22 protein-coding genes and 1 tRNA gene are annotated in these 16,574 nt (G+C 69.6%); 5 read left to right on the top strand and 18 right to left on the bottom strand.

The features are described from left to right. Positions 1-38: 38 nt before the first annotated feature. On the bottom strand, positions 39-1,211 hold the full coding sequence (locus QQ657_RS39050; protein ID WP_284747377.1) for a hypothetical protein: 1,173 nt from the start codon (positions 1,209-1,211) through the stop codon (positions 39-41). After that, positions 1,208-1,612: a polysaccharide biosynthesis C-terminal domain-containing protein gene (locus QQ657_RS39045; protein ID WP_284747376.1), complete on the bottom strand. Its 405-nt coding sequence runs from the start codon at positions 1,610-1,612 to the stop codon at positions 1,208-1,210. Before QQ657_RS39045 ends, QQ657_RS39050 begins: the two co-directional genes overlap by 4 nt. Before the next feature lie 83 nt (positions 1,613-1,695). Between QQ657_RS39045 and QQ657_RS39040 the strand changes: the two genes are divergently transcribed. Next, entirely contained in the window at positions 1,696-2,220 is a 525-nt protein-coding gene (locus tag QQ657_RS39040) for a GNAT family N-acetyltransferase (RefSeq protein ID WP_284747375.1), read from the top strand. Between the two features lie 25 nt (positions 2,221-2,245). Here QQ657_RS39040 and QQ657_RS39035 read toward each other — a convergent pair. The 4 genes from QQ657_RS39035 to QQ657_RS39020 all read right to left on the bottom strand — a co-directional run bounded on the left by QQ657_RS39035 (position 2,246) and on the right by QQ657_RS39020 (position 3,550). Continuing rightward, a tRNA-Ser gene (locus tag QQ657_RS39035) sits at positions 2,246-2,333 on the bottom strand. A 33-nt stretch (positions 2,334-2,366) separates the two neighbouring features. Continuing rightward, a complete protein-coding gene (locus QQ657_RS39030) occupies positions 2,367-2,582 on the bottom strand; it encodes a CsbD family protein (protein WP_284747374.1) in 216 nt (71 codons plus the stop codon). A gap of 33 nt (positions 2,583-2,615) precedes the next feature. Then, a complete protein-coding gene (locus QQ657_RS39025) occupies positions 2,616-3,044 on the bottom strand; it encodes a nucleoside deaminase (RefSeq protein WP_284747373.1) in 429 nt (142 codons plus the stop codon). A gap of 23 nt (positions 3,045-3,067) precedes the next feature. Next, positions 3,068-3,550: a tRNA adenosine deaminase-associated protein gene (locus QQ657_RS39020; protein WP_284747372.1), complete on the bottom strand. Its 483-nt coding sequence runs from the start codon at positions 3,548-3,550 to the stop codon at positions 3,068-3,070. A gap of 77 nt (positions 3,551-3,627) precedes the next feature. On the opposite strand from QQ657_RS39020, the gene QQ657_RS39015 reads away from it, so the two are divergent. After that, complete coding sequence (locus tag QQ657_RS39015) at positions 3,628-4,857, top strand: M20 metallopeptidase family protein (protein WP_284747371.1); 1,230 nt, start codon at positions 3,628-3,630, stop codon at positions 4,855-4,857. Here the strand turns inward: QQ657_RS39015 and QQ657_RS39010 are convergent. Beyond that, positions 4,854-6,800, bottom strand: coding sequence for a phosphocholine-specific phospholipase C (locus tag QQ657_RS39010; RefSeq protein WP_284747370.1), 1,947 nt, complete (start codon positions 6,798-6,800; stop codon positions 4,854-4,856). The two genes, QQ657_RS39015 and QQ657_RS39010, sit on opposite strands and share 4 nt — an antisense overlap. A gap of 69 nt (positions 6,801-6,869) precedes the next feature. Here QQ657_RS39010 and QQ657_RS39005 point away from each other — a divergent pair, with 69 nt between their 5' ends. Together QQ657_RS39005 and QQ657_RS39000 are read left to right on the top strand one after the other, a co-directional pair. Continuing rightward, a complete protein-coding gene (locus tag QQ657_RS39005) occupies positions 6,870-7,247 on the top strand; it encodes a VOC family protein (RefSeq protein WP_284747369.1) in 378 nt (125 codons plus the stop codon). 25 nt (positions 7,248-7,272) lie between these two features. Beyond that, entirely contained in the window at positions 7,273-7,737 is a 465-nt protein-coding gene (locus QQ657_RS39000; RefSeq protein ID WP_284747368.1) for a heme-degrading domain-containing protein, read from the top strand. Here the strand turns inward: QQ657_RS39000 and QQ657_RS38995 are convergent. Genes QQ657_RS38995 through QQ657_RS38970 form a run of 6 tightly spaced genes read right to left on the bottom strand, consistent with a single transcriptional unit; the run spans position 7,734 to position 10,445 of the window. Continuing rightward, positions 7,734-8,348: a DUF3558 domain-containing protein gene (locus QQ657_RS38995; RefSeq protein WP_284747367.1), complete on the bottom strand. Its 615-nt coding sequence runs from the start codon at positions 8,346-8,348 to the stop codon at positions 7,734-7,736. The genes QQ657_RS39000 and QQ657_RS38995 overlap by 4 nt on opposite strands. 5 nt (positions 8,349-8,353) lie before the next feature. Next, the gene (locus tag QQ657_RS38990; RefSeq protein WP_284747366.1) at positions 8,354-9,082 is read right to left on the bottom strand and encodes a WXG100 family type VII secretion target; all 729 of its coding nucleotides are present in this window, start codon (positions 9,080-9,082) and stop codon (positions 8,354-8,356) included. Continuing rightward, a complete protein-coding gene (locus QQ657_RS38985) occupies positions 9,082-9,438 on the bottom strand; it encodes a hypothetical protein (protein WP_284747365.1) in 357 nt (118 codons plus the stop codon). The genes QQ657_RS38990 and QQ657_RS38985 overlap by 1 nt, the downstream gene beginning before the upstream one ends. Then, the gene (locus tag QQ657_RS38980; protein WP_284747364.1) at positions 9,435-9,740 is read right to left on the bottom strand and encodes a YbaB/EbfC family nucleoid-associated protein; all 306 of its coding nucleotides are present in this window, start codon (positions 9,738-9,740) and stop codon (positions 9,435-9,437) included. Before QQ657_RS38980 ends, QQ657_RS38985 begins: the two co-directional genes overlap by 4 nt. After that, complete coding sequence (locus QQ657_RS38975) at positions 9,737-10,168, bottom strand: YbaB/EbfC family nucleoid-associated protein (protein WP_284747363.1); 432 nt, start codon at positions 10,166-10,168, stop codon at positions 9,737-9,739. The genes QQ657_RS38980 and QQ657_RS38975 overlap by 4 nt, the downstream gene beginning before the upstream one ends. A gap of 7 nt (positions 10,169-10,175) precedes the next feature. Beyond that, positions 10,176-10,445: a hypothetical protein gene (locus QQ657_RS38970; protein WP_284747362.1), complete on the bottom strand. Its 270-nt coding sequence runs from the start codon at positions 10,443-10,445 to the stop codon at positions 10,176-10,178. A 12-nt stretch (positions 10,446-10,457) separates the two neighbouring features. Between QQ657_RS38970 and thrS the strand changes: the two genes are divergently transcribed. Next, a complete protein-coding gene (thrS, locus tag QQ657_RS38965) occupies positions 10,458-11,627 on the top strand; it encodes a threonine--tRNA ligase (protein WP_284747361.1) in 1,170 nt (389 codons plus the stop codon). Here thrS and QQ657_RS38960 read toward each other — a convergent pair. From QQ657_RS38960 to QQ657_RS38940, 5 genes are all read right to left on the bottom strand, one after another. Further along, positions 11,617-12,456 (bottom strand): MerR family transcriptional regulator, encoded by an 840-nt coding sequence (locus tag QQ657_RS38960; protein ID WP_284747360.1) that lies wholly within the window; start codon positions 12,454-12,456, stop codon positions 11,617-11,619. The two genes, thrS and QQ657_RS38960, sit on opposite strands and share 11 nt — an antisense overlap. A gap of 111 nt (positions 12,457-12,567) precedes the next feature. Next, positions 12,568-13,395 carry an ABC transporter permease gene (locus QQ657_RS38955; RefSeq protein ID WP_284747359.1) on the bottom strand — a complete coding sequence of 276 codons (828 nt, stop codon included), beginning with the start codon at positions 13,393-13,395 and terminating at the stop codon, positions 12,568-12,570. Then, positions 13,392-14,285, bottom strand: coding sequence for an ABC transporter permease (locus QQ657_RS38950; RefSeq protein ID WP_284747358.1), 894 nt, complete (start codon positions 14,283-14,285; stop codon positions 13,392-13,394). Before QQ657_RS38950 ends, QQ657_RS38955 begins: the two co-directional genes overlap by 4 nt. Then, positions 14,282-15,325: an ABC transporter ATP-binding protein gene (locus QQ657_RS38945; RefSeq protein WP_284747357.1), complete on the bottom strand. Its 1,044-nt coding sequence runs from the start codon at positions 15,323-15,325 to the stop codon at positions 14,282-14,284. The genes QQ657_RS38950 and QQ657_RS38945 overlap by 4 nt, the downstream gene beginning before the upstream one ends. Further along, positions 15,322-16,548 (bottom strand): extracellular solute-binding protein, encoded by a 1,227-nt coding sequence (locus tag QQ657_RS38940; protein ID WP_284747356.1) that lies wholly within the window; start codon positions 16,546-16,548, stop codon positions 15,322-15,324. The genes QQ657_RS38945 and QQ657_RS38940 overlap by 4 nt, the downstream gene beginning before the upstream one ends. Between the last annotated feature and the right edge of the window lie 26 nt (positions 16,549-16,574).

Below are 16,574 nucleotides of genomic sequence, written 5' to 3'. Positions count from 1 at the left end.
CGGTTCCCACCACCGTCACACTTCAAGAGCCCTTCAAGTCAAGCTTCCGCCGCCAAGTCCAGCGCCTTGCGCAGCCGCCTGATCCGCCGGGCGGAGGCCTCGTGCCCGAAGCTGTAGAGGAAGGGCCATTGGGCGCCGGTGTACTGCGCCGGCACGTATCCCAAGCGCCGCAACACGCCGTTGCCGACCGGAACCGCTCCGAGCAGCACGCCGGCCAGCGACAGCATGCTGGGGCCGTCGACGAACGGCCCGGCGATCGTCGTGGCCAGGCCGAGCGCGAAGACCGGGGCTTCGACCCTCCGGGAGATCCACGACCGGAACGTGTTGTGCAGGCGGCCGCCGTCGAGGGCGCGGTTCAGTTCACGGGAGACCTTGCCTTCGAGCGATTTCGGTCGTTCGAGGGCGACGCAGCGGCAGATCGACGCGTACCAGCGGGCCAGCTCGTCGTGCCCCGCCGAACCGACGAACCGGCCGAGGTCGGTCGCTCCACCCGAGATCTCCATGGTCCGCAGCAACGCGAGCAGCTGAGCGGCGAGTTCGGCGTGGTCGAGGTGCTGTTCGCGATGCGGCGCAGGTATTTCCGCAGTGGAGTCGATCCACCGCAGGAACTGGCTGTCCCGGGGACTCAGGAAGAACGGTGCTTCCGCGCCCGACCGGGTAATGGCGTCGCCGTGGTTGCAGACGTCCCGCAGAATGTGCTCAACGGTCTGCCGCGGGTCATTTTCGTATCGCCGCGCGGTTTCCAGTACGCCGATCGGAATGTTCTTCTCCGGCGCACGGCCTTTCAACACCCGCGTCACCTTGGCGACCAGCTCACCGTTCTCGTCGTAATGGTCCGTGGCCCACGTCTTGCCGGGTTCGGGCGGAGCGACCGTGACCCGCCGCTGCGAGGCCTCGAGATCACGGTCGGCCTCCGCGAACTTCTTGAGTTCGTCGTCCACCGACGGTGTCCAGGCGGCTCCTTCCCACGGGTGGCCGTTCCGCTTCGACGGCGAGAACAGCCATTCCTCCCGTGCCATGACCCGCACGTGCCCCCGGCGGACGAAATCGACGAACTCCCGCGGCTCGACCTGGCACGAGGGAGCCGACAGCAAGGTGCTGGACGGCGCCCAGAGGACCAGCGGGCTGCTGCTGGCGATCATGCGGTGCAGCTGCAGGTAGCCGGCTTCGCCGTATTCGCTGATGTGGCAGAACGTCCGGAATTCGGTCACGCCGGCTCCACGACGTGCCGGGACACGGCTTCGCCGGGATCGAAAGCCCGATCGCTGAGCGCGACGATCCACAGGTCGGCGTCGCCGTCGTTGCGGATCGCGTGCGACCACCCCAGCGGTGGCCGGACCACCACCCCACCGGCTCCCCGGAACTCCTGCCGGCGGCGTTCGGTGCCGGCGCCGCGGTCCCAGTGCAACGACCACGGGCCCTGGTAGGCGACCGCGATGATCTCTTGCTTGCGCGTGTGGAAGTGGTTGCCCCGTACGGCACCCGGCCGGATCGCGGCGATGTGCACGTCTTCGACGGGCCCCATGGCGCGCAGGTACTCCCCGAGCACCGACACGCTGAGACCGCGTTCCTCGACCTTCCCGGGGAGGTGCTCCACCAGCAGATCGTCCACGTCCGCACCTCCGTCGCCCGTCGTCGGGGTCTGTATCGCGCCGGCCGGCGGCGGCATTACCGGCGTGCGATAGCTTGCCGGGCATGCCTGAGCCCGGAGCCGCCTGGCCACCCGCCCCGATCAGGACCGGCCGGCTCGTCCTCCGCGAGTCCGAACCCCGCGACCGCGCCGCGTTCATCGAGCTGTTCGCCTCGCCGGACGTGGGCACCTACATCGGTGGCCCGAAACCACGGGACGAACTGGAGCGCACGACAGCCGAACTGCCCGGGCGGCGTCCCGGCCTGTTCGTCGTCGATCTCGGTGGGGCATTGATCGGCATGATCACGCTCGATCCACACGACACGGATGCCGCGAAGACCGAACTCGGCTACCTGTTCCTGCCAGAAGCATGGGGCCACGGCTACGCGTCCGAAGCGTGCACGGCGGCCCTCGGCTGGTTCGCCGGCGCAAACCCCGGCGAGAAGGTGGCACTCTGCACCCAGACCGCCAACGCTCCCTCGATGCGCCTCGCGGCGAAGCTGGGTTTCACCGAGGTGAAGCGGTTCGAGGCGTACGGCGCCGAGCAATGGCTCGGCGTGTGGTCACAGCAAAACGCCCGGCAACCCTGATCAGGGCTGCCGGGCGATTCGAGAGCGGTGGCGGTGGGATTTGAACCCACGGACGGGGATTAGCCGTCACACGATTTCGAGTCGTGCTCCTTCGGCCGCTCGGACACGCCACCGCCGAGAACAATACCGGAGGGCACCCGCGTGCCTCACAAGGGGTCGGCAGGCCCGTCCGGCCGGCGCCTGACCTGCACGTCTCGCACCAGACGAGATGCCTTCGAACGCAGGTCGTGGGCCACTTCGGCCACCTGGGCGCGGCGGCGCTGCATCCGCCCGGATGCCTCGAGGCGCCGGTTGCCCGTCACCGAGCCGAGCTTCTCGCGCGCGCCGCCCATCGTCTGCCGGACCTTGTCCTTCATAGTCATACCCATTGGGGTACCCACCCCGGACGAGCCGAATCAGCGCCGCGTCGCGAAGTACGTCTCGAGCAGCGAAGCGCACTCCGCCGACAGCACGCCGCCGTGGACCTCCGGGCGGTGGTTGAGGCGGCGGTCACGCACGACGTCCCACAGGGACCCCACCGCGCCCGTCTTGGGCTCCCACGCCCCGAACACCAGCCGCGAGATCCGGGCCAGCACCAGCGCGCCCGCACACATCGTGCACGGCTCCAGCGTCACCGCCAGCGTGCAGCCCTCCAGGCGCCAGCCGTCGCCGACCGCGCCCGCCGCCGCGCGGAGCGCCAGGATCTCCGCGTGGGCCGTCGGGTCGCCCAGCTCGACCCGCGCGTTGCGGGCCGCCGCCAGTGGCTTGCCGTCGGGGTCGAAGACCACCGCTCCGATCGGCACGTCCGAGCCGGGGGCGCGCGCTGCTTCCAGCGCCGCCTCCACGGCTTCGGTGTCGGACGGCCGTCTCAGAGCTCGTCCAGGAGCTTGGCGAACTCGCTGCCGAACCCGACGCGCTGCGCGATCATCTGCAGCTGTTCGTCCGGGTACAGGTCGACCTCGCCGACGATGACCTCCAGCTCCGGCCCCGGCAGCCCGATGTCCGCGAGGATCGACAGGTCGCCCTCGGGCCAGACGGAGTCGTCCTCTTCGTCCGGTGGATCGACGCGCAGGACGTCGAGGACGTCCGCCGCGATGTCGTAGTCCAATGCCGCCGCCGCGTCCGAGAGCAGCAACGACGGCCCGCGCGGACTCGGCCGGACGATGACGAAGAACTCGTCGTCGACGGCCAGCAGCCCGAAGGATGCACCGGTGGAACGTAGTTTGCCCAGTTCTGTGATCGCCGCGTCGAGCTCGGTCAACGCCCCCGGGTCGAGCGCGCTGCACCGCCACCGACCGTCTTCCCGGACCACGGCTACCGCGAAGCCCGTGACCGGCTCATCCACCGCCATGCGCACACCGTATTCCGCCGGTCGACCGAGCGCACGCACGGTGCACCCGAAGCGCCGCATGGGGCACTATCGGGAGCATGACCGGCCCCACTGACCTGCCCACGCTGCCCGGCACGCCGTTCGCCGGCCTCCTCGACGACGCGCGGGCGCTGCAAGACCGCACGGTCGCCCTCCGGCGCGCCGTGCACCGCCACCCGGAACAAGGGCTCCACCTCCCGCGCACCCAGGTGGCGATCCGCGAAGCCCTCGCCGGCCTGCCGCTGGAGATCACCGAAGGCAAGGCCACGACGTCGCTGACGGCCGTCCTGCGCGGCGCCCGGCCCGGCCCGGCGGTGCTGCTGCGCGGCGACATGGACGCGCTGCCGCTGACCGAGGAGACCGGGCTGGACTTCGCGTCCGAGGACGAGGAGTCGATGCACGCGTGCGGGCACGACACGCACGTCGCGATGCTCGCCTCGGCCGCCCGGCTGCTCGCCGAGCGCAAGGAGCAGCTGGCCGGCTCGGTCGTCTTCATGTTCCAGCCGGGCGAGGAGGGGCACCACGGCGCCCGGTTCATGATCCACGAGGGCGTGCTCGACGCCGCCGGGACGCGGGTCGAGCGCGCGTTCGGCGTGCACATCCTCGCCAACCTGCGCAGCGGGCTGCTGTCGGTCCGGCCGGGCCCGCAGATGGCCTCGGCGGACTCGTTCTCGGTGCTCGTCACCGGCAAGGGCGGCCACGGCTCCGCGCCGCAGCACACGATCGACCCGGTGCCGGCGGCCGCGGCGATGGTCGGCGCGCTGCACACGATGATCACGCGCCGGGTCAGCGTGTTCGACCCCGCGGTGCTCTCGGTGACGCGGATCCAGGCCGGCACGACGACGAACATCATCCCGGAAACCGCCGAGCTGCAGGGCACGATCCGCACGCTGTCCGAGCAGACGCGCGCGCTGGTCCGCGCCGAGCTGCCGAAGGTGTGCGAGCAGGTCGGCGCGGCGTACGGCTGCCGTGTCGTCGCCGACGTCGAGCCGGGCTACCCCGTGACCGTCAACGACGACCGCGTCGCCGCCGAAGTCCTGACGCTCGGCGAGGCCGTGCTCGGCCAGGAGAACGTCGAGCTGATGGCGGACCCGCTGATGGGCGCCGAGGACTTTTCCTACGTCCTGCAACGCGTTCAGGGCGCGTACGCGTTCCTGGGCGCGTGCCCGCCCGGCGTCGACCCCGCCGAGGCGGCCGCGAACCACTCCAACCGCGTGCTCTTCGACGAGGACGCGATGCCGAGCGGTGTCGCGATGCTCGCCGCGTTCGCGCTGGACGCCCTGCGTTAGGGCCCGGTCCGCGACGGGCGGCCGTCCTCGAGGTGCCCGGCGAAGCGGCGACGCCACCCGGGCGCCTCGAAAGTGACGTCGTACCAGCCATTCTTCGCCGGCACCGGGAAGTCGTGCGAGGTTTCCGGCGCGATCGTGACGTCGTTCAGCGCGACCGGCGCCGGGCCGTTGTTGGTCACCGTGACGCGCAACGCCGGTGCCGGCGTGAACGTGACGGCGGCGTCGAGGCCCGCTTTGCCGGAGGCCTCGACGACGAATCCGTTCGGCCCGTGGATGGCGATGTCGTACGACTCGGCGTACGGGACTTCGCCCGTCAGCTCGCTCTTCGGGCCGACGTCGAAGCGTTGTGACGCTCCGCCCGCGTGGTAGGCGTACGCGGCCAGCTGAAGTGTCTGAGTTCCGTGGTTGGCCAGGTGCAGCTTCAGCGCGCCCGGCCCGGCCGTGGCCCAGGCGACCGGCTGGTACGGCAGCGGGCGCGCCTTCGCCGTGCCGGGGTCCTGCACGAGGGCGCCCGGCCCGAGCCCGGGCTTCGGGAGCCGGGACTGCGTCCGGTCGGCTTCGGCGCGCAACGCGTCCGCGTCCGGCAGCAGCGGGATCGTCGTGTCGTGCGCGCGGAAGTCGAAACAGCTGGTCAGGTCGCCGCAGATGGCGCGGCGCCAGGCCGAGATGTTCGGCTCGCGCACCCCGGTCCACGTCTCGAGGAACCGCAGCACCGACGTGTGGTCGAAGACCTGCGAGTTCACCCAGCCGCCACGGCTCCACGGCGAGACGACGGTCATCGGCACGCGCGGCCCCAGCCCGATCGGCAGCGGGGCGCCGGACGCCCCGCCCCTCTCCGGGCGGTTCCCCGGCAGGTACTCGCCCGGGGTCCCGGGTGGCGGCGTCGGCGGGACGACGTGGTCGAAGAAGCCGTCGTTTTCGTCGTAGTTGAGGAAGACGACGGTCGATTCCCACAGTTCCGGGTTGTCCCACAACGCTTTCAGCATCCGCTGGATGTAGGAGGCGCCGTCGACCGGGCGGGCGGCGGGGTGCTCGCAGTAGCCGTACGGGGCCACGACCCACGACACCGCGGGCAGCGTCCCGGCCGCGCAGTCGGTGAGGAACTCGGCCAGCACGTGGTCGAGGTCCTTGCCCTTGCCGGAATCGGGCAGCAGCTTCTTGCGCAGGTTCGCGCGCTCGGCCAGGCGCTGCTTCACCGGGTCCATCGAGTACAGCGCGTCGTGGAAGTTCTCGAACAGCCACAGCGGGTTGTCGCCGTAGTCGCCGGCGAAGTGCTCGGGGACGCCGCGCTCCTCGTCGTTCGCGTAGATCCGCCACGTGATCCCGGCGGACTCGAGCCGCTCCGGGTACGTCGTCCAGCGGAACGACGGCTCGTAGTCGGGGAAGTTGTGCGTGACCGGGCCGCCGGCGACGCCGTCCGGGTCGATCGTGCCGGTCCAGTGGAACAGCCGGTTCGGCTGCGTCGGGCCCTGGATCGAGCAGAAGTAGTGGTCGCACAGCGTGAACGCGCCGGCCAGCGCGCGCTGGAACGGGATGTCGTCGCGCGTGAAGTACCCCATCGTCATGGGGCTCTTGGCCTTGACCCAGCTGTCGTACGCGCCGCCGTTCCACGCGCGGTGCGTGCTGTTCCAGTCGTGCGGCAGCTCGCCGAGGTCCTGGCCGTCCACAACGGACGTGTCGACCCGGAACGGCAGCACCGGCGCGCCCTTGCCGCGCTGGCGGAAGACGTCCCGCAGCGCCGCGCGGTCGCCGAAACCGCGCACGCCGGCCATCGTGCCGTAGTAGTGGTCGAACGACCGGTTCTCCTGCATCAGCACCACGACGTGGCGGACGTCGTCGAGCGTCCCCTTCCGCGCCGGCGCGGCGCACGAGGCCGTCAACGAGCCGGCGACCGTGGCCGCGGCGGCACCGCCGAGCACCGTGCGCCGGCGGATCCGGCCCATTCTGCCTCCTCATCCCCACGTCAGCGGCCTGGCGAGGGGGTACGTTCTCCGCCGAGAGAGGTGGTACCCATGCTCGACTCAGCGGATCTGGTCGCCTTCGCACCGTCGACCGACCTGGAGCGCTCACGTGCCTTCTACACGGATGTCGCCGGGCTCGAGTTCATCGAGCAGACCCCCTTCGCGTGCGTGTTCCGCAGTGGCGCGACCATGCTGCGCGTCACCGCCGTCGCCGAATTCACGCCGCAGCCGTTCACGGTGCTCGGCTGGGCGGTGGCCGACATCCGGGTGGCGGTGGCCGGGCTGCGCGGCCGTGGCGTGGAGTTCCTCACGTTCGACACGCTGCCACAGGACACCGACAAAATCTGGACCACGCCCGGCGGCCGGATCGCCTGGTTCCGCGATCCGGACGGCAACGTCCTGTCGCTGACCGAGTTCACTGGCAATTAAACAACACTGTTGATTTAATGGACGGATGACCGACGCCGATCGCCTCGCCCAGCTAGCTGACCAGGAAGAACGTCTCCAGTTCACGAAGTTCGACAACGAGACGGCGCTGGCCCTCGGCGCCCAGCTGCTGGCCGCGGCGCGCGAGCGCGGGCTGCCGGTGACGATCTCGGTCCGCCGCAACGGCCAGCGGCTCTTCCACGCGGCCCTGCCGGGGACATCAGCCGACAACGACGCGTGGATCGACCGCAAGAGCCGGGTGGTGGACCGCTACGGCCACAGCTCCTTCCTGATCGGCACGCAGTTCCGCGCGAAGGGCGGCTCGTTCGAGGAGGACTCCCGCCTGAACCCGGACGAGTACGCGGCCCACGGCGGGGTGTTCCCGGTGATCATCCGCGGGGTCGGCCCGGTCGGGACGGTCGGCGTTTCGGGTCTTCCGCAGGCCGACGACCACGCGTTCGTCGTCGAACAGCTCGAGCTGTTCCTGGCTTAGCCCTTCCGCAGGTTGCCGAGCACGTACTCGGCGGTCTTGAGGACGCCGCCGCAGCGATCGCTCTCCCAGTACGTCGAGTGCGTGCCGCTTCCGTGGTAGCTGAAGATGAGCAGGTCGGTGTCGGTGACACCGACGGCGACGTCACACTCTTCCGGTCCCCTCGCCTCGTGGAAGACCGCGGCCGGCAACCCGGCCACCGACGTTTCGGTCCACGGGTCCATCGCTCCCGATTCGCGCCGCGGCAGGTTCTTGAACTCCTCGAGCGTCTTCGGCTCTTTAAGCTGCTTCAGCACCGACACGAGCGGGGAATACCACGTGTTCCAGGCGCACCCCGCGGAGCCGGCCGTCACCGACTTGCCCGGCCGTACGTTGTCCGGCGGATCTTCGACCACGGCGGCGACCTGTTCCCTGGTGAGCAGGCTACAAGGATCGGAGTCGAACTTCGCCAGGTCTACGGGATCTTGGACTGGAGTGAATGGCAAAGCAGGCCCCGTCTGCGCCGGCGTGGGCGGTTCCGCGAGGATCCGCTTCGGCTCGGAAGGCCCGCAAGCTGTGAGCAGCGAAGCGCCGAGCAATGCGGCGGCGATGGTCGGCAGAACCCGTACTCGCATCGTCCTCACTCCGGCCACGCCGACGGGTCGACCCGCCACTGTTTCTGGTTGTCGATTCCCGAATTGCCACCGAGCTCCGGCATCTCGGGGAAGTCGGTTTCGCTGCGGACGAGGGCATTCGCCTTCCCGTGGAACTCGCCCATCCTCGTCGTCGCATCGGCCAGCAGGTCCACGAAGTCCTTGACCAAGGCTCCGAACGCCTCGACGATCGAGTCGATGACGTCCTTGGCGGTGAAGATGTCGACGATCGGGATTTCCACGGTCAGCAACGCGATGACCGCCTTGAGGCTGAACTTGGACAGCTCGGCGGCACAGGTACCGAGGAGCTTGATCGCCGAGGCGTAGGTGTCGACCACCAGGTTCGCCATGTCGGTGAGGATCGACGCCACCGCGCCGACCGAGGTGTTCTGCTTGTCCAGCGCCTCACTCACCCTCGTCGTGTAGGCACCGAACTGGTCTGCGGCACGTCCTGACCAGGTACCGCTGACCGCCTGGACGGCCGCGCCGACCTCGGCCTTCGCATCACCGAGCGTGCCGACCGTGGCGAACTGGTCGGCCAGCTTCTGGACGCTGAGAGCGTTGCCCAGCAAGTTCTTCCGCATGTCGTCCAGCAGGCGGAAGATGTCATCACGCCCGAAGATGCCGGCGAACTGGCGGACCTTGGCGTCGGCGTCTTCGGGGTAAGGCGGTGCGTCGTGCTGTTGCGCCGGGGAGACGGCTGGGGTGACCATCATCAGTTCAGCCCCTCTTCCTTCGAGCGCAGCTGCCGATAGTCTTCTTCGTCCTGGGTTTCGTAGTGGTCGGCCGCCTTGTCCAGCGCCTCGGCCAGCGCGGTGAGGCGTTCGGCTCCGCGTTCGCTCTTCTCGCGCATGCTCTGGACGACCGCGTTGAAGACCGGCACGATCTGCGACCGCACGCCGATCATGCCGACGTCTTCGTCGCGCAGCACCATCGGCGCGAGATCGCCCTGCGCGAACTTGGTGACGCGGTCGCGTGCCGCGAAAACCTCATTCGTCGCCGCCCGGAGCGCCTGCGGGTAGACCTCGAAACCCGAGTCACCGCCGAGGGGATCGAAACCACCGGTGCTCATCGAACCTCCCGCGCCGCTTCGTCGACCATGGTCTTGCGCCGGGCCTCGGCCGCCGACTCGGCGTTGGTGATCGCCCGCAGGACGTGGTCCGCCAGTGAAGCGCCGTTGTGCCCGGCGACCGCGTCACGTGCGAGGTCCACCGAGACCAACCCGCCCGATCCATCGACGGTCACCGTGCCCAGGCCCGCGCCGATGTCCAGGACCAGAGGCAGGCTCTCCCCGGTCTTCGCCGCCTGCTCCACCGCCGCCACCCGCGCGTCGATCTCCTTCGCGAGGTTGTAGAGCTGTTCTTCGCTGTTCACCAGCGACCACCGCCCGATCCCGGCTCTTCGTCGGTCAGGAAATCGAGTTCCTCGAAGTTTTCGTCGTCCTGAGGCTCGGACCGACGCTCTTCGCGCGCGGGAACCGGCGGAAGCTTTTCGTGCTCTTCGGCGACCGGTGGCGGCGGTTCCTTGCCGAACAACGCGTTCAACTGCGGCAGCGACGACGCGCTTGCCGCATTTCGCGCGTTCCGGACAGCTTCCACGATGCCGAGCCCCAGCTTCTGCGCGTGCGACCCGTACCGCGCGCGATCGTCGATCCGCAGGTCGACGAGCTTGCCCTGACCCGTCACCACCGCGGTGACCAGCTGGTCGGCCGAGTACGCGGTGTGCCGGGCGACCGCGAGCCGTGCGTCCAGCTCACCGGCCTGCCGCTGCATCAGCCGGAGATCGCGGTGCGGTGCGGTCATGGCCGCATCACGGCGTCGAACATCCCCGTTTCCCCTCCTCCAGGTCCCGTCGCGATGACGGAACGTGCCCGGTCTGCACCTTACTGCGACCGACCGACAAAACAGCCGCGGCCGGAAAAGAGCTGGCCGAAATCACACCTCCTGCTACCGTCGACCACATGAAGCGCGCTGCGAACACGACGACGCCGGAAAGTGTCCCGGCGCGCTGAACCATGCTCACGAAGCCCGGGGCGATCGCCCCGGGCTTCGTCTTGTGGCCGATCACCTCGCCGTCCACGAGGAGTCCACAATGCACGATCACCGCAAGCTCGGCCGTGAGCTCGGCCTGTTCGACACCGACCCGCTCATCGGCGCGGGCCTGCCCTACTGGCTGCCCGACGGCGCGATCGTCCGCCACAGCCTCGAGGAGTACGTCCGCGGCCTGGAACGGCGCGCGGGGTACCGGCACGTCCATTCGCCGGTGCTCGGCAAACGCGAGCTGTACGAGATCTCCGGGCACTGGGCGCACTACCGCGACGACATGTACCCGCCGATGGACGTCGGCGGCGAGCAGCTCGTGCTGCGGCCGAGCCTCTGCCCGCACCACGCGCTGATCTACCGTTCGCGCGGTCACAGCTACCGCGAACTCCCGCTGCGCATCGCGGAAATCGGCGGGATGTACCGCAGCGAGCTCTCCGGCGTGCTCGGCGGGCTGAGCCGGGTGCGCGCGATCCAGCTCAACGACGCGCACATCTTCTGCACCCCCGAGCAGGTCGAAGCCGAGGCCGCCGCCGCGCTGGCCATGATCCGGCAGGCTTACGACGCGCTGGGCATCAGCCCGGCGCGTTACCGGCTTTCGCTTCCCGGCCCCGGTGGGAAGTACGTCGCCGGCGACTGGGACCGTGCCGCGGACATCCTGCGTTCGGCCCTCGACGGGCTCCCGTACGACGCCGTCGAGGGCGAAGCAGCCTTCTACGGGCCGAAGATCGACGTCCAGATCGTCGACAGCGCGGGCCGCGAATCGACCCTTTCCACCGTCCAGATCGACTTCCACCAGCCCGAACAGTTCGGCCTCGAGTACGTCGGCGCGGATGCCGCGAAACACCGGCCGGTCATGGTGCACCGCAGCATCATCGGCAGCGTCGAACGCGCGGTGGCGCAGCTGGTCGAGGTCCACGGCGGTGCGTTCCCGGCCTGGCTGGCGCCGGTTCAGCTGCGGCTGCTGCCGCTGTCCGCCGCCGAACTGCCTTACGCACAGGCGATCCTCGACCGGTGCGACGACCTGCGCGCCGAAATCGCGCCGGAAGGCAGTCTCGGCGCGCGGATCCGGGACGGGCGGCTGGTGCCCTACCAGGCCGTGCTCGGCCCGCAGGAGGTCGCCGCGGGGCAGCTTTCCCTGCGGCTGCGCGACGGAAGCCGGGTCGACGCGCAGCCGGTCGACGACGCACTGGCGTGGATCCGGGCGGAGGTCAAGCCGTAGCCGCGGCCAGCCAGCCGAACGCCGGTGCCAGGCTTTCCGGGGCGGCCCAGCCGTTGACCACCGCGAGCAGCCGCAGGTAGCGCTCACGGCGAGGATCGCCGACGAGGGCCAGCCATTCCTTCAGCTGACCGGAGTCGCGGCCGAGACCGTCGACGATCGCCTTCGCCTCCGGCGAGTCCGGGGCGACTCCGGCGTCGAGAGCCGACGTGACCGCGTCGCGGACCTCGGCGGCCAGGTCGCGGCGCAGGCCACCTTCGTGCTGCTCGGCCAGCCGGCGCAGGATCGCGCGGAACTCCTTGTCCTGCGCCAGTTCCGCCAGCTCGATCCAGGCCTCGAGCTGCTCGGGGCTCGCGTTCTCCGGCAGCTCGGGGGTCAGGGTGCGGGCGAGGCCTTCGAGTCCGGGACGGCCACCCAGGGCGTCGGCGAGGAAGTCGTCGACCAGGCGACGTCGTTCCCCTTCGGACAGCCGGGCCAGCTTGTGCATCAACGTTGTCTCCTCCGGGGTCGAACCGCGCTTCGCCACGGCCGTCAGCACCGCGTGGCGCACGCGCAGCACGCGGATCTGCACCTCCAGGGCCTCGGCGTGCGTCGCCGCAACGTCGGCGACGGTCGCTTCGCCGTCGACGACCCGCCGGATCGTGGCGAGGCCGACGCCCAGGTCCCGGAGGGTGCGGATGAGGTCGAGCCGGGTGCGCGCGGCGTCGTCGTAACGGCGCTGACCTGCGGTGTTGCGTCCGGACGGCGGCACGAGACCGCGGTCGGAGTAGAACCGGACGGCCTTGACCGTCAGGCCGGCACGGCGGGCCAGCTCGCCGATCGAATACCGCATGCCTTCAGCGTGACACCTCCCCTCGGGGGAGGCGCAAGAGCCGGATTCGCCCGATCGTGTCGATCACCTGTTCGACGTTTCGCGGTAAAGTCGATCACATGAGCGAACGAACTAGGTCTCCTCCCGGATCCGGGTGACCAGCTGGGTCGGGTTCACGAACCGCAACGCGACGAGAAGGAGCACGAGCATGGAGGCGGTGTAGATGGTCGCCATGGCGTCGACCGACTGGTTGGCCCGGATGCCCGCGGCGAACACGGAGTTGTAGAGCGCGACGACGAGGGTCGTCGAGTCCGGGCCGGCGGTGAGGAACGTCAGCTCGAACATGCCGACCGTCCGGACGAGCACGAGGATCGAGGCGGCCAGGATCCCCGGCAGCAGCAGCGGGCCCAGGATCCGGGTGAACACCGAGACCGTGCGGGCGCCGGACATGCGTGCGGCGGCTTCGATCTTCGGGTCGATCTGCTCGATGAACGGCGTCATGGTCAGCACGACGAACGGCACCGACGGCACCAGGTTCGCCAGGATCACGCCGGTGGTCGTGCCGGCCAGGTGGAACTTGTAGAGCACGGTGGCCAGCGGGATGCCGTAGGTGATGGGAGGGATCAGGATCGGCAGCACGAACAGCAGCATCACCAGGCGCTTGCCGGGGAACGAGCGGCGGGCCAGCGCGTAGGCGGCCGGGACGCCGACCGCCACCGAGACGGCGATCACCACCAGCGCGACGATCGCCGTGGTGAGGAGGACGTCGGACAGGCCGAACTCGCGCCAGGCGTCGGCGTACCAGTGGGTGGTGAAGCCGTCCGGGAGCCAGGTGCCGAACCACTGCCTGCCGAACGAGTCGACCACCACCGAGAGCACGACGCCGGCGAGGTTGACGAAGAAGAACACGACGATGGCCCAGACGACCCAACGTCCGGGACGCGCGACCCAGCCGGTCATCCCTTGCCTCCGGTCGCTCCGCGGTACAGCGTGCCGCGCCACGCCATGACCAGGCCGATCACGATCAGCATGATCACCGCCATGAGCATCGCGACGGCCGAGCCCATCGAGTAGTCGTACTCCTCGAACGCGGCGTGGTAGGCCGCGATCGAGATGACGCGGGTCTCGTTCGCGGGGTCGCCGACGAGCTGTGCCGAGGGGAAGACCGAGAACGCCATCACGAACGAAAGGCAGAAGGTGATCGCCAAGCCGGGAGCCAGGAGCGGCAGCGTGATGCGCCGGAAGCGCTGGGCCCAGTTCGCGCCGAGGGTCGCGGCCGCCTTCTCCAAGGAGGGGTCGATGCCCGAGAGATAGGACAGCGTCAGCAGGAAGGAGAACGGGAAGCCGGTGATCACGAGCGACAGCAGCACGCCGGTGTAGTTGTGGATCAGCGGGAGCGGCTCGTCGGTGATGCCGAGGACGGTGAGCACCTTGTTCAGCCAGCCCGCCGGCCCGCCGTACATGATCAGGCCTTGCGCGGTGAGCACCGTGCCGAGCGTGATCGGCACGACGAGGATCGTCGTCAGGAGACGCTTGCCGCGGACACGGCCACGCATCACGTACGCGATCGGGATGCTGGCGAGCACGTTGATGAACGTCGCGGGCAGGGCGATGCCGAGCGTCGTCCAGATGGTGTCGCGCAGGTAGGGGTCGCCGAAGAAGCGCGCGTAGTTGGCGAAGACACCGCCTTGGCGCGGGGCGAAGGACAGCTGGAGGCCATAGAGAAAGGGGTACAGGAACAGGCAGGCAGTGACGAGCAGCCCGGGGACGAGGAGAAGCAGGGTGCGGTCGATGCCGCGTTCGGCCAGGCGGTGACGCAACGCCGGGCGAGCGCTCGCGACGGCGGTCATGGCTCGAACACCAGGACGCGCTCGGCCGGGACACCGATCCTGACCGTGTCTCCCGGGGCGAGGCGCTTGTCCGTGCGGAAGTACACCTGGGTCCCGCTCACCAGCCGGGCCGAGATCGACAGCTCGCGGCCGTGGTACTCGACGATCTCGACCGTGACGTCGAGGGCGTTCTCCGCGCCGTCGCCGACGACGAAGTCCTCCGGGCGGATCGCCACCTTGGCGGGCCCCTCCGTGAGCGAGCCGCGGCCCGTCAGCCGGGCTCCGGCGCCCTCGACCGTCACCGACGAGCCCGTGGCGCCGGTGACCGTCACGTCCAGGAGGTTGCGGTAGCCCATGAACGACGCGACATAACTGTTCACCGGCTGGGCGTAGACCTCCTCGGGTGTGCCGATCTGCTGGACCGTGCCGTCGCGCAGCACCACCAGGCGGTCGGCCAGTGACAAGGCCTCCTCCTGGTCGTGGGTGACGTACACCGTGGTCAAGCCGAGCGTCTGGTGGAGGCGGCGGATCTCCATCCGCATCTCGAGGCGGAGCTTGGCGTCGAGGTTGGACAGCGGCTCGTCCATCAGGACGACCGGGGGCTCCAGCACCACGGCCCGGGCGATGGCGACGCGTTGCTGCTGCCCGCCGGAGAGCTGCGCCGGGAACTTCGCCGCGTGGTCGGTGAGCTGCACCAAACGCAACGCCTCGTCGACCCGGCGGCGGGCGTCGGCGCGGGCGACCTTGCGCATCTTGAGGCCGAAGCCGACGTTGGCGCGGACCGACATGTGCGGGAACAGCGCGTAGTTCTGGAAGACCATCCCGAACCCGCGTTGCTCCGGGGGCTGCCCGTCGATGCGGGCGTCGTCGAGCCAGATGCTGCCGCCCGTCAACGGCAGCAGGCCGGCCAGGCAGTTCAGCGCGGTCGACTTGCCGCAGCCGGACGGGCCGAGCAGGGCCACGAACTCGCCGCGTGCGATGGCGAGGTCGAGGCCGCTCAGGGCGTTCGCGGTGCCGAAGCTCCGGGAGACCCCGTCCAGCCGGAGCTGCTCGAACGTCACTTCTTGCCGACCTTCGAGCCGCCGACCAGCTGGTTCCACTTGTCGAACGCCTTGACCTGCTGTTCGGCCGGCAGCGAGGTCTCCTTGGGGTACTGCGAGATCCACTGCTCGTACTCCGGGCGCCCGAACTGCTTGATCGTGTCCTGGCTCTTCTGCGGCGCCATCTGCAGGGTGACGTCCTTGACCGCAGGTCCGGGGTAGAAGTAGCCGTCGTCGTAGGCGATCGCCTGCTGGTCGGGCTTCAGCATCCACGCGATCAGCTGCAGGATCGCCGACTCCTGATCAGGCGAGAGGCCCTTGGGGATCAGGGCGTACTGGGCGTCGGTGACCCAGTGCATCGGCTGCATGATCGCGGTCCTGACCGTGTTGGGCACCGTGCCGAGCTTGCGCGGGTTGATGTCCCAGCCGGTCGTCGACATGACCATGTCCACCGCACCGGACGCGAGGTTCTTCATCGTTTCGGTGGTGCCCGACGGGTAGTACTTCACGTACTTGCCGAGCTCCTGCAGGAACGCCCAGGTCTTGTCCCAGCCCTTGTCCGGGTCCTTCGGGTCCTTGTCGCCGAGCAGGTACGGCAGGCCCATCAGGAACGTCCGGCCCGGGCCGGAGTTCGACGGCTGCGCGTACTGGAACTTCTCCGGGTGGGCCTTGGCCCAGTCGAGCAGCTCCTGCGGGGACGACGGCGCGGCCGGGACCGCTCCGGGGTTGAACTCCAGCAGCGGGCCGGACGGGTAGTAGACGACCTCGACGCCGTAGCCGTTGGCCAGCTCCTGCATCTTGGCCGCGGGTTCGAGGTAGTTCTGCATCAGGTTCGGGAACCGGCTCGAGAAGTCCGGGAGGACCTTCGCCAGCGTGCCGTTCGCGATGCCGGCGGACAGGCCGTCCGTGCCGCTGAGGACCAGGTGGGTCTGGGCGACGCCGCCGTCCTGCTCGGCCTTCAGCTTGCCCGCCATGCTCGGTGCGGGCGCCGTCGAATAAGTCACCTTCGAGAGCACTTCCGGGTGCGCGGCCTTGAAGTTCTCGATCATCTGCTTGGTGAGCTGCAGGTTGCCCGCGATGTCGAGGATGTTGAGGTCGACGGGCTTGCTCGGCTTGTCGGGCACGGCCGACGGGTTCGCCGCCTGGCTGCCGTCCCCGCCGGGCGCGCCACAGGCCGCCAGCCCGGCGGCGAGGCCGGCCGCCAGGAGCACTCGTCGGAATCGGAAGCCGGTGCGACGCTGCATGGCTGCTCCTGGGTCCGTGATAATGT

Source organism: Amycolatopsis ponsaeliensis, from assembly GCF_030182635.1.
Lineage (GTDB): Bacteria > Actinomycetota > Actinomycetes > Mycobacteriales > Pseudonocardiaceae > Amycolatopsis > Amycolatopsis ponsaeliensis.
Note: the sequence above shows the minus strand (reverse complement) of the source record. Positions and strands in the feature narration are given on the sequence as shown.

What these genes read in the sequence shown, in the direction of transcription:
- QQ657_RS38975 (WP_284747363.1), bottom strand. Translation starts at nt 10,168, where the DNA reads ATGACCGCACCGCACCGCGATCTCCGGCTGATGCAGCGGCAGGCCGGT.
- QQ657_RS38990 (WP_284747366.1), bottom strand. Translation starts at nt 9,082, where the DNA reads ATGATGGTCACCCCAGCCGTCTCCCCGGCGCAACAGCACGACGCACCG.
- thrS (WP_284747361.1), top strand. Translation starts at nt 10,458, where the DNA reads ATGCACGATCACCGCAAGCTCGGCCGTGAGCTCGGCCTGTTCGACACC.
- QQ657_RS38940 (WP_284747356.1), bottom strand. Translation starts at nt 16,548, where the DNA reads ATGCAGCGTCGCACCGGCTTCCGATTCCGACGAGTGCTCCTGGCGGCC.
- QQ657_RS38955 (WP_284747359.1), bottom strand. Translation starts at nt 13,395, where the DNA reads ATGACCGGCTGGGTCGCGCGTCCCGGACGTTGGGTCGTCTGGGCCATC.
- QQ657_RS39015 (WP_284747371.1), top strand. Translation starts at nt 3,628, where the DNA reads ATGACCGGCCCCACTGACCTGCCCACGCTGCCCGGCACGCCGTTCGCC.
- QQ657_RS38985 (WP_284747365.1), bottom strand. Translation starts at nt 9,438, where the DNA reads ATGAGCACCGGTGGTTTCGATCCCCTCGGCGGTGACTCGGGTTTCGAG.
- QQ657_RS38950 (WP_284747358.1), bottom strand. Translation starts at nt 14,285, where the DNA reads ATGACCGCCGTCGCGAGCGCTCGCCCGGCGTTGCGTCACCGCCTGGCC.
- QQ657_RS39040 (WP_284747375.1), top strand. Translation starts at nt 1,696, where the DNA reads ATGCCTGAGCCCGGAGCCGCCTGGCCACCCGCCCCGATCAGGACCGGC.
- QQ657_RS39000 (WP_284747368.1), top strand. Translation starts at nt 7,273, where the DNA reads ATGACCGACGCCGATCGCCTCGCCCAGCTAGCTGACCAGGAAGAACGT.
- QQ657_RS38960 (WP_284747360.1), bottom strand. Translation starts at nt 12,456, where the DNA reads ATGCGGTATTCGATCGGCGAGCTGGCCCGCCGTGCCGGCCTGACGGTC.
- QQ657_RS39010 (WP_284747370.1), bottom strand. Translation starts at nt 6,800, where the DNA reads ATGGGCCGGATCCGCCGGCGCACGGTGCTCGGCGGTGCCGCCGCGGCC.
- QQ657_RS39020 (WP_284747372.1), bottom strand. Translation starts at nt 3,550, where the DNA reads ATGGCGGTGGATGAGCCGGTCACGGGCTTCGCGGTAGCCGTGGTCCGG.
- QQ657_RS38995 (WP_284747367.1), bottom strand. Translation starts at nt 8,348, where the DNA reads ATGCGAGTACGGGTTCTGCCGACCATCGCCGCCGCATTGCTCGGCGCT.
- QQ657_RS39005 (WP_284747369.1), top strand. Translation starts at nt 6,870, where the DNA reads ATGCTCGACTCAGCGGATCTGGTCGCCTTCGCACCGTCGACCGACCTG.
- QQ657_RS39030 (WP_284747374.1), bottom strand. Translation starts at nt 2,582, where the DNA reads ATGACTATGAAGGACAAGGTCCGGCAGACGATGGGCGGCGCGCGCGAG.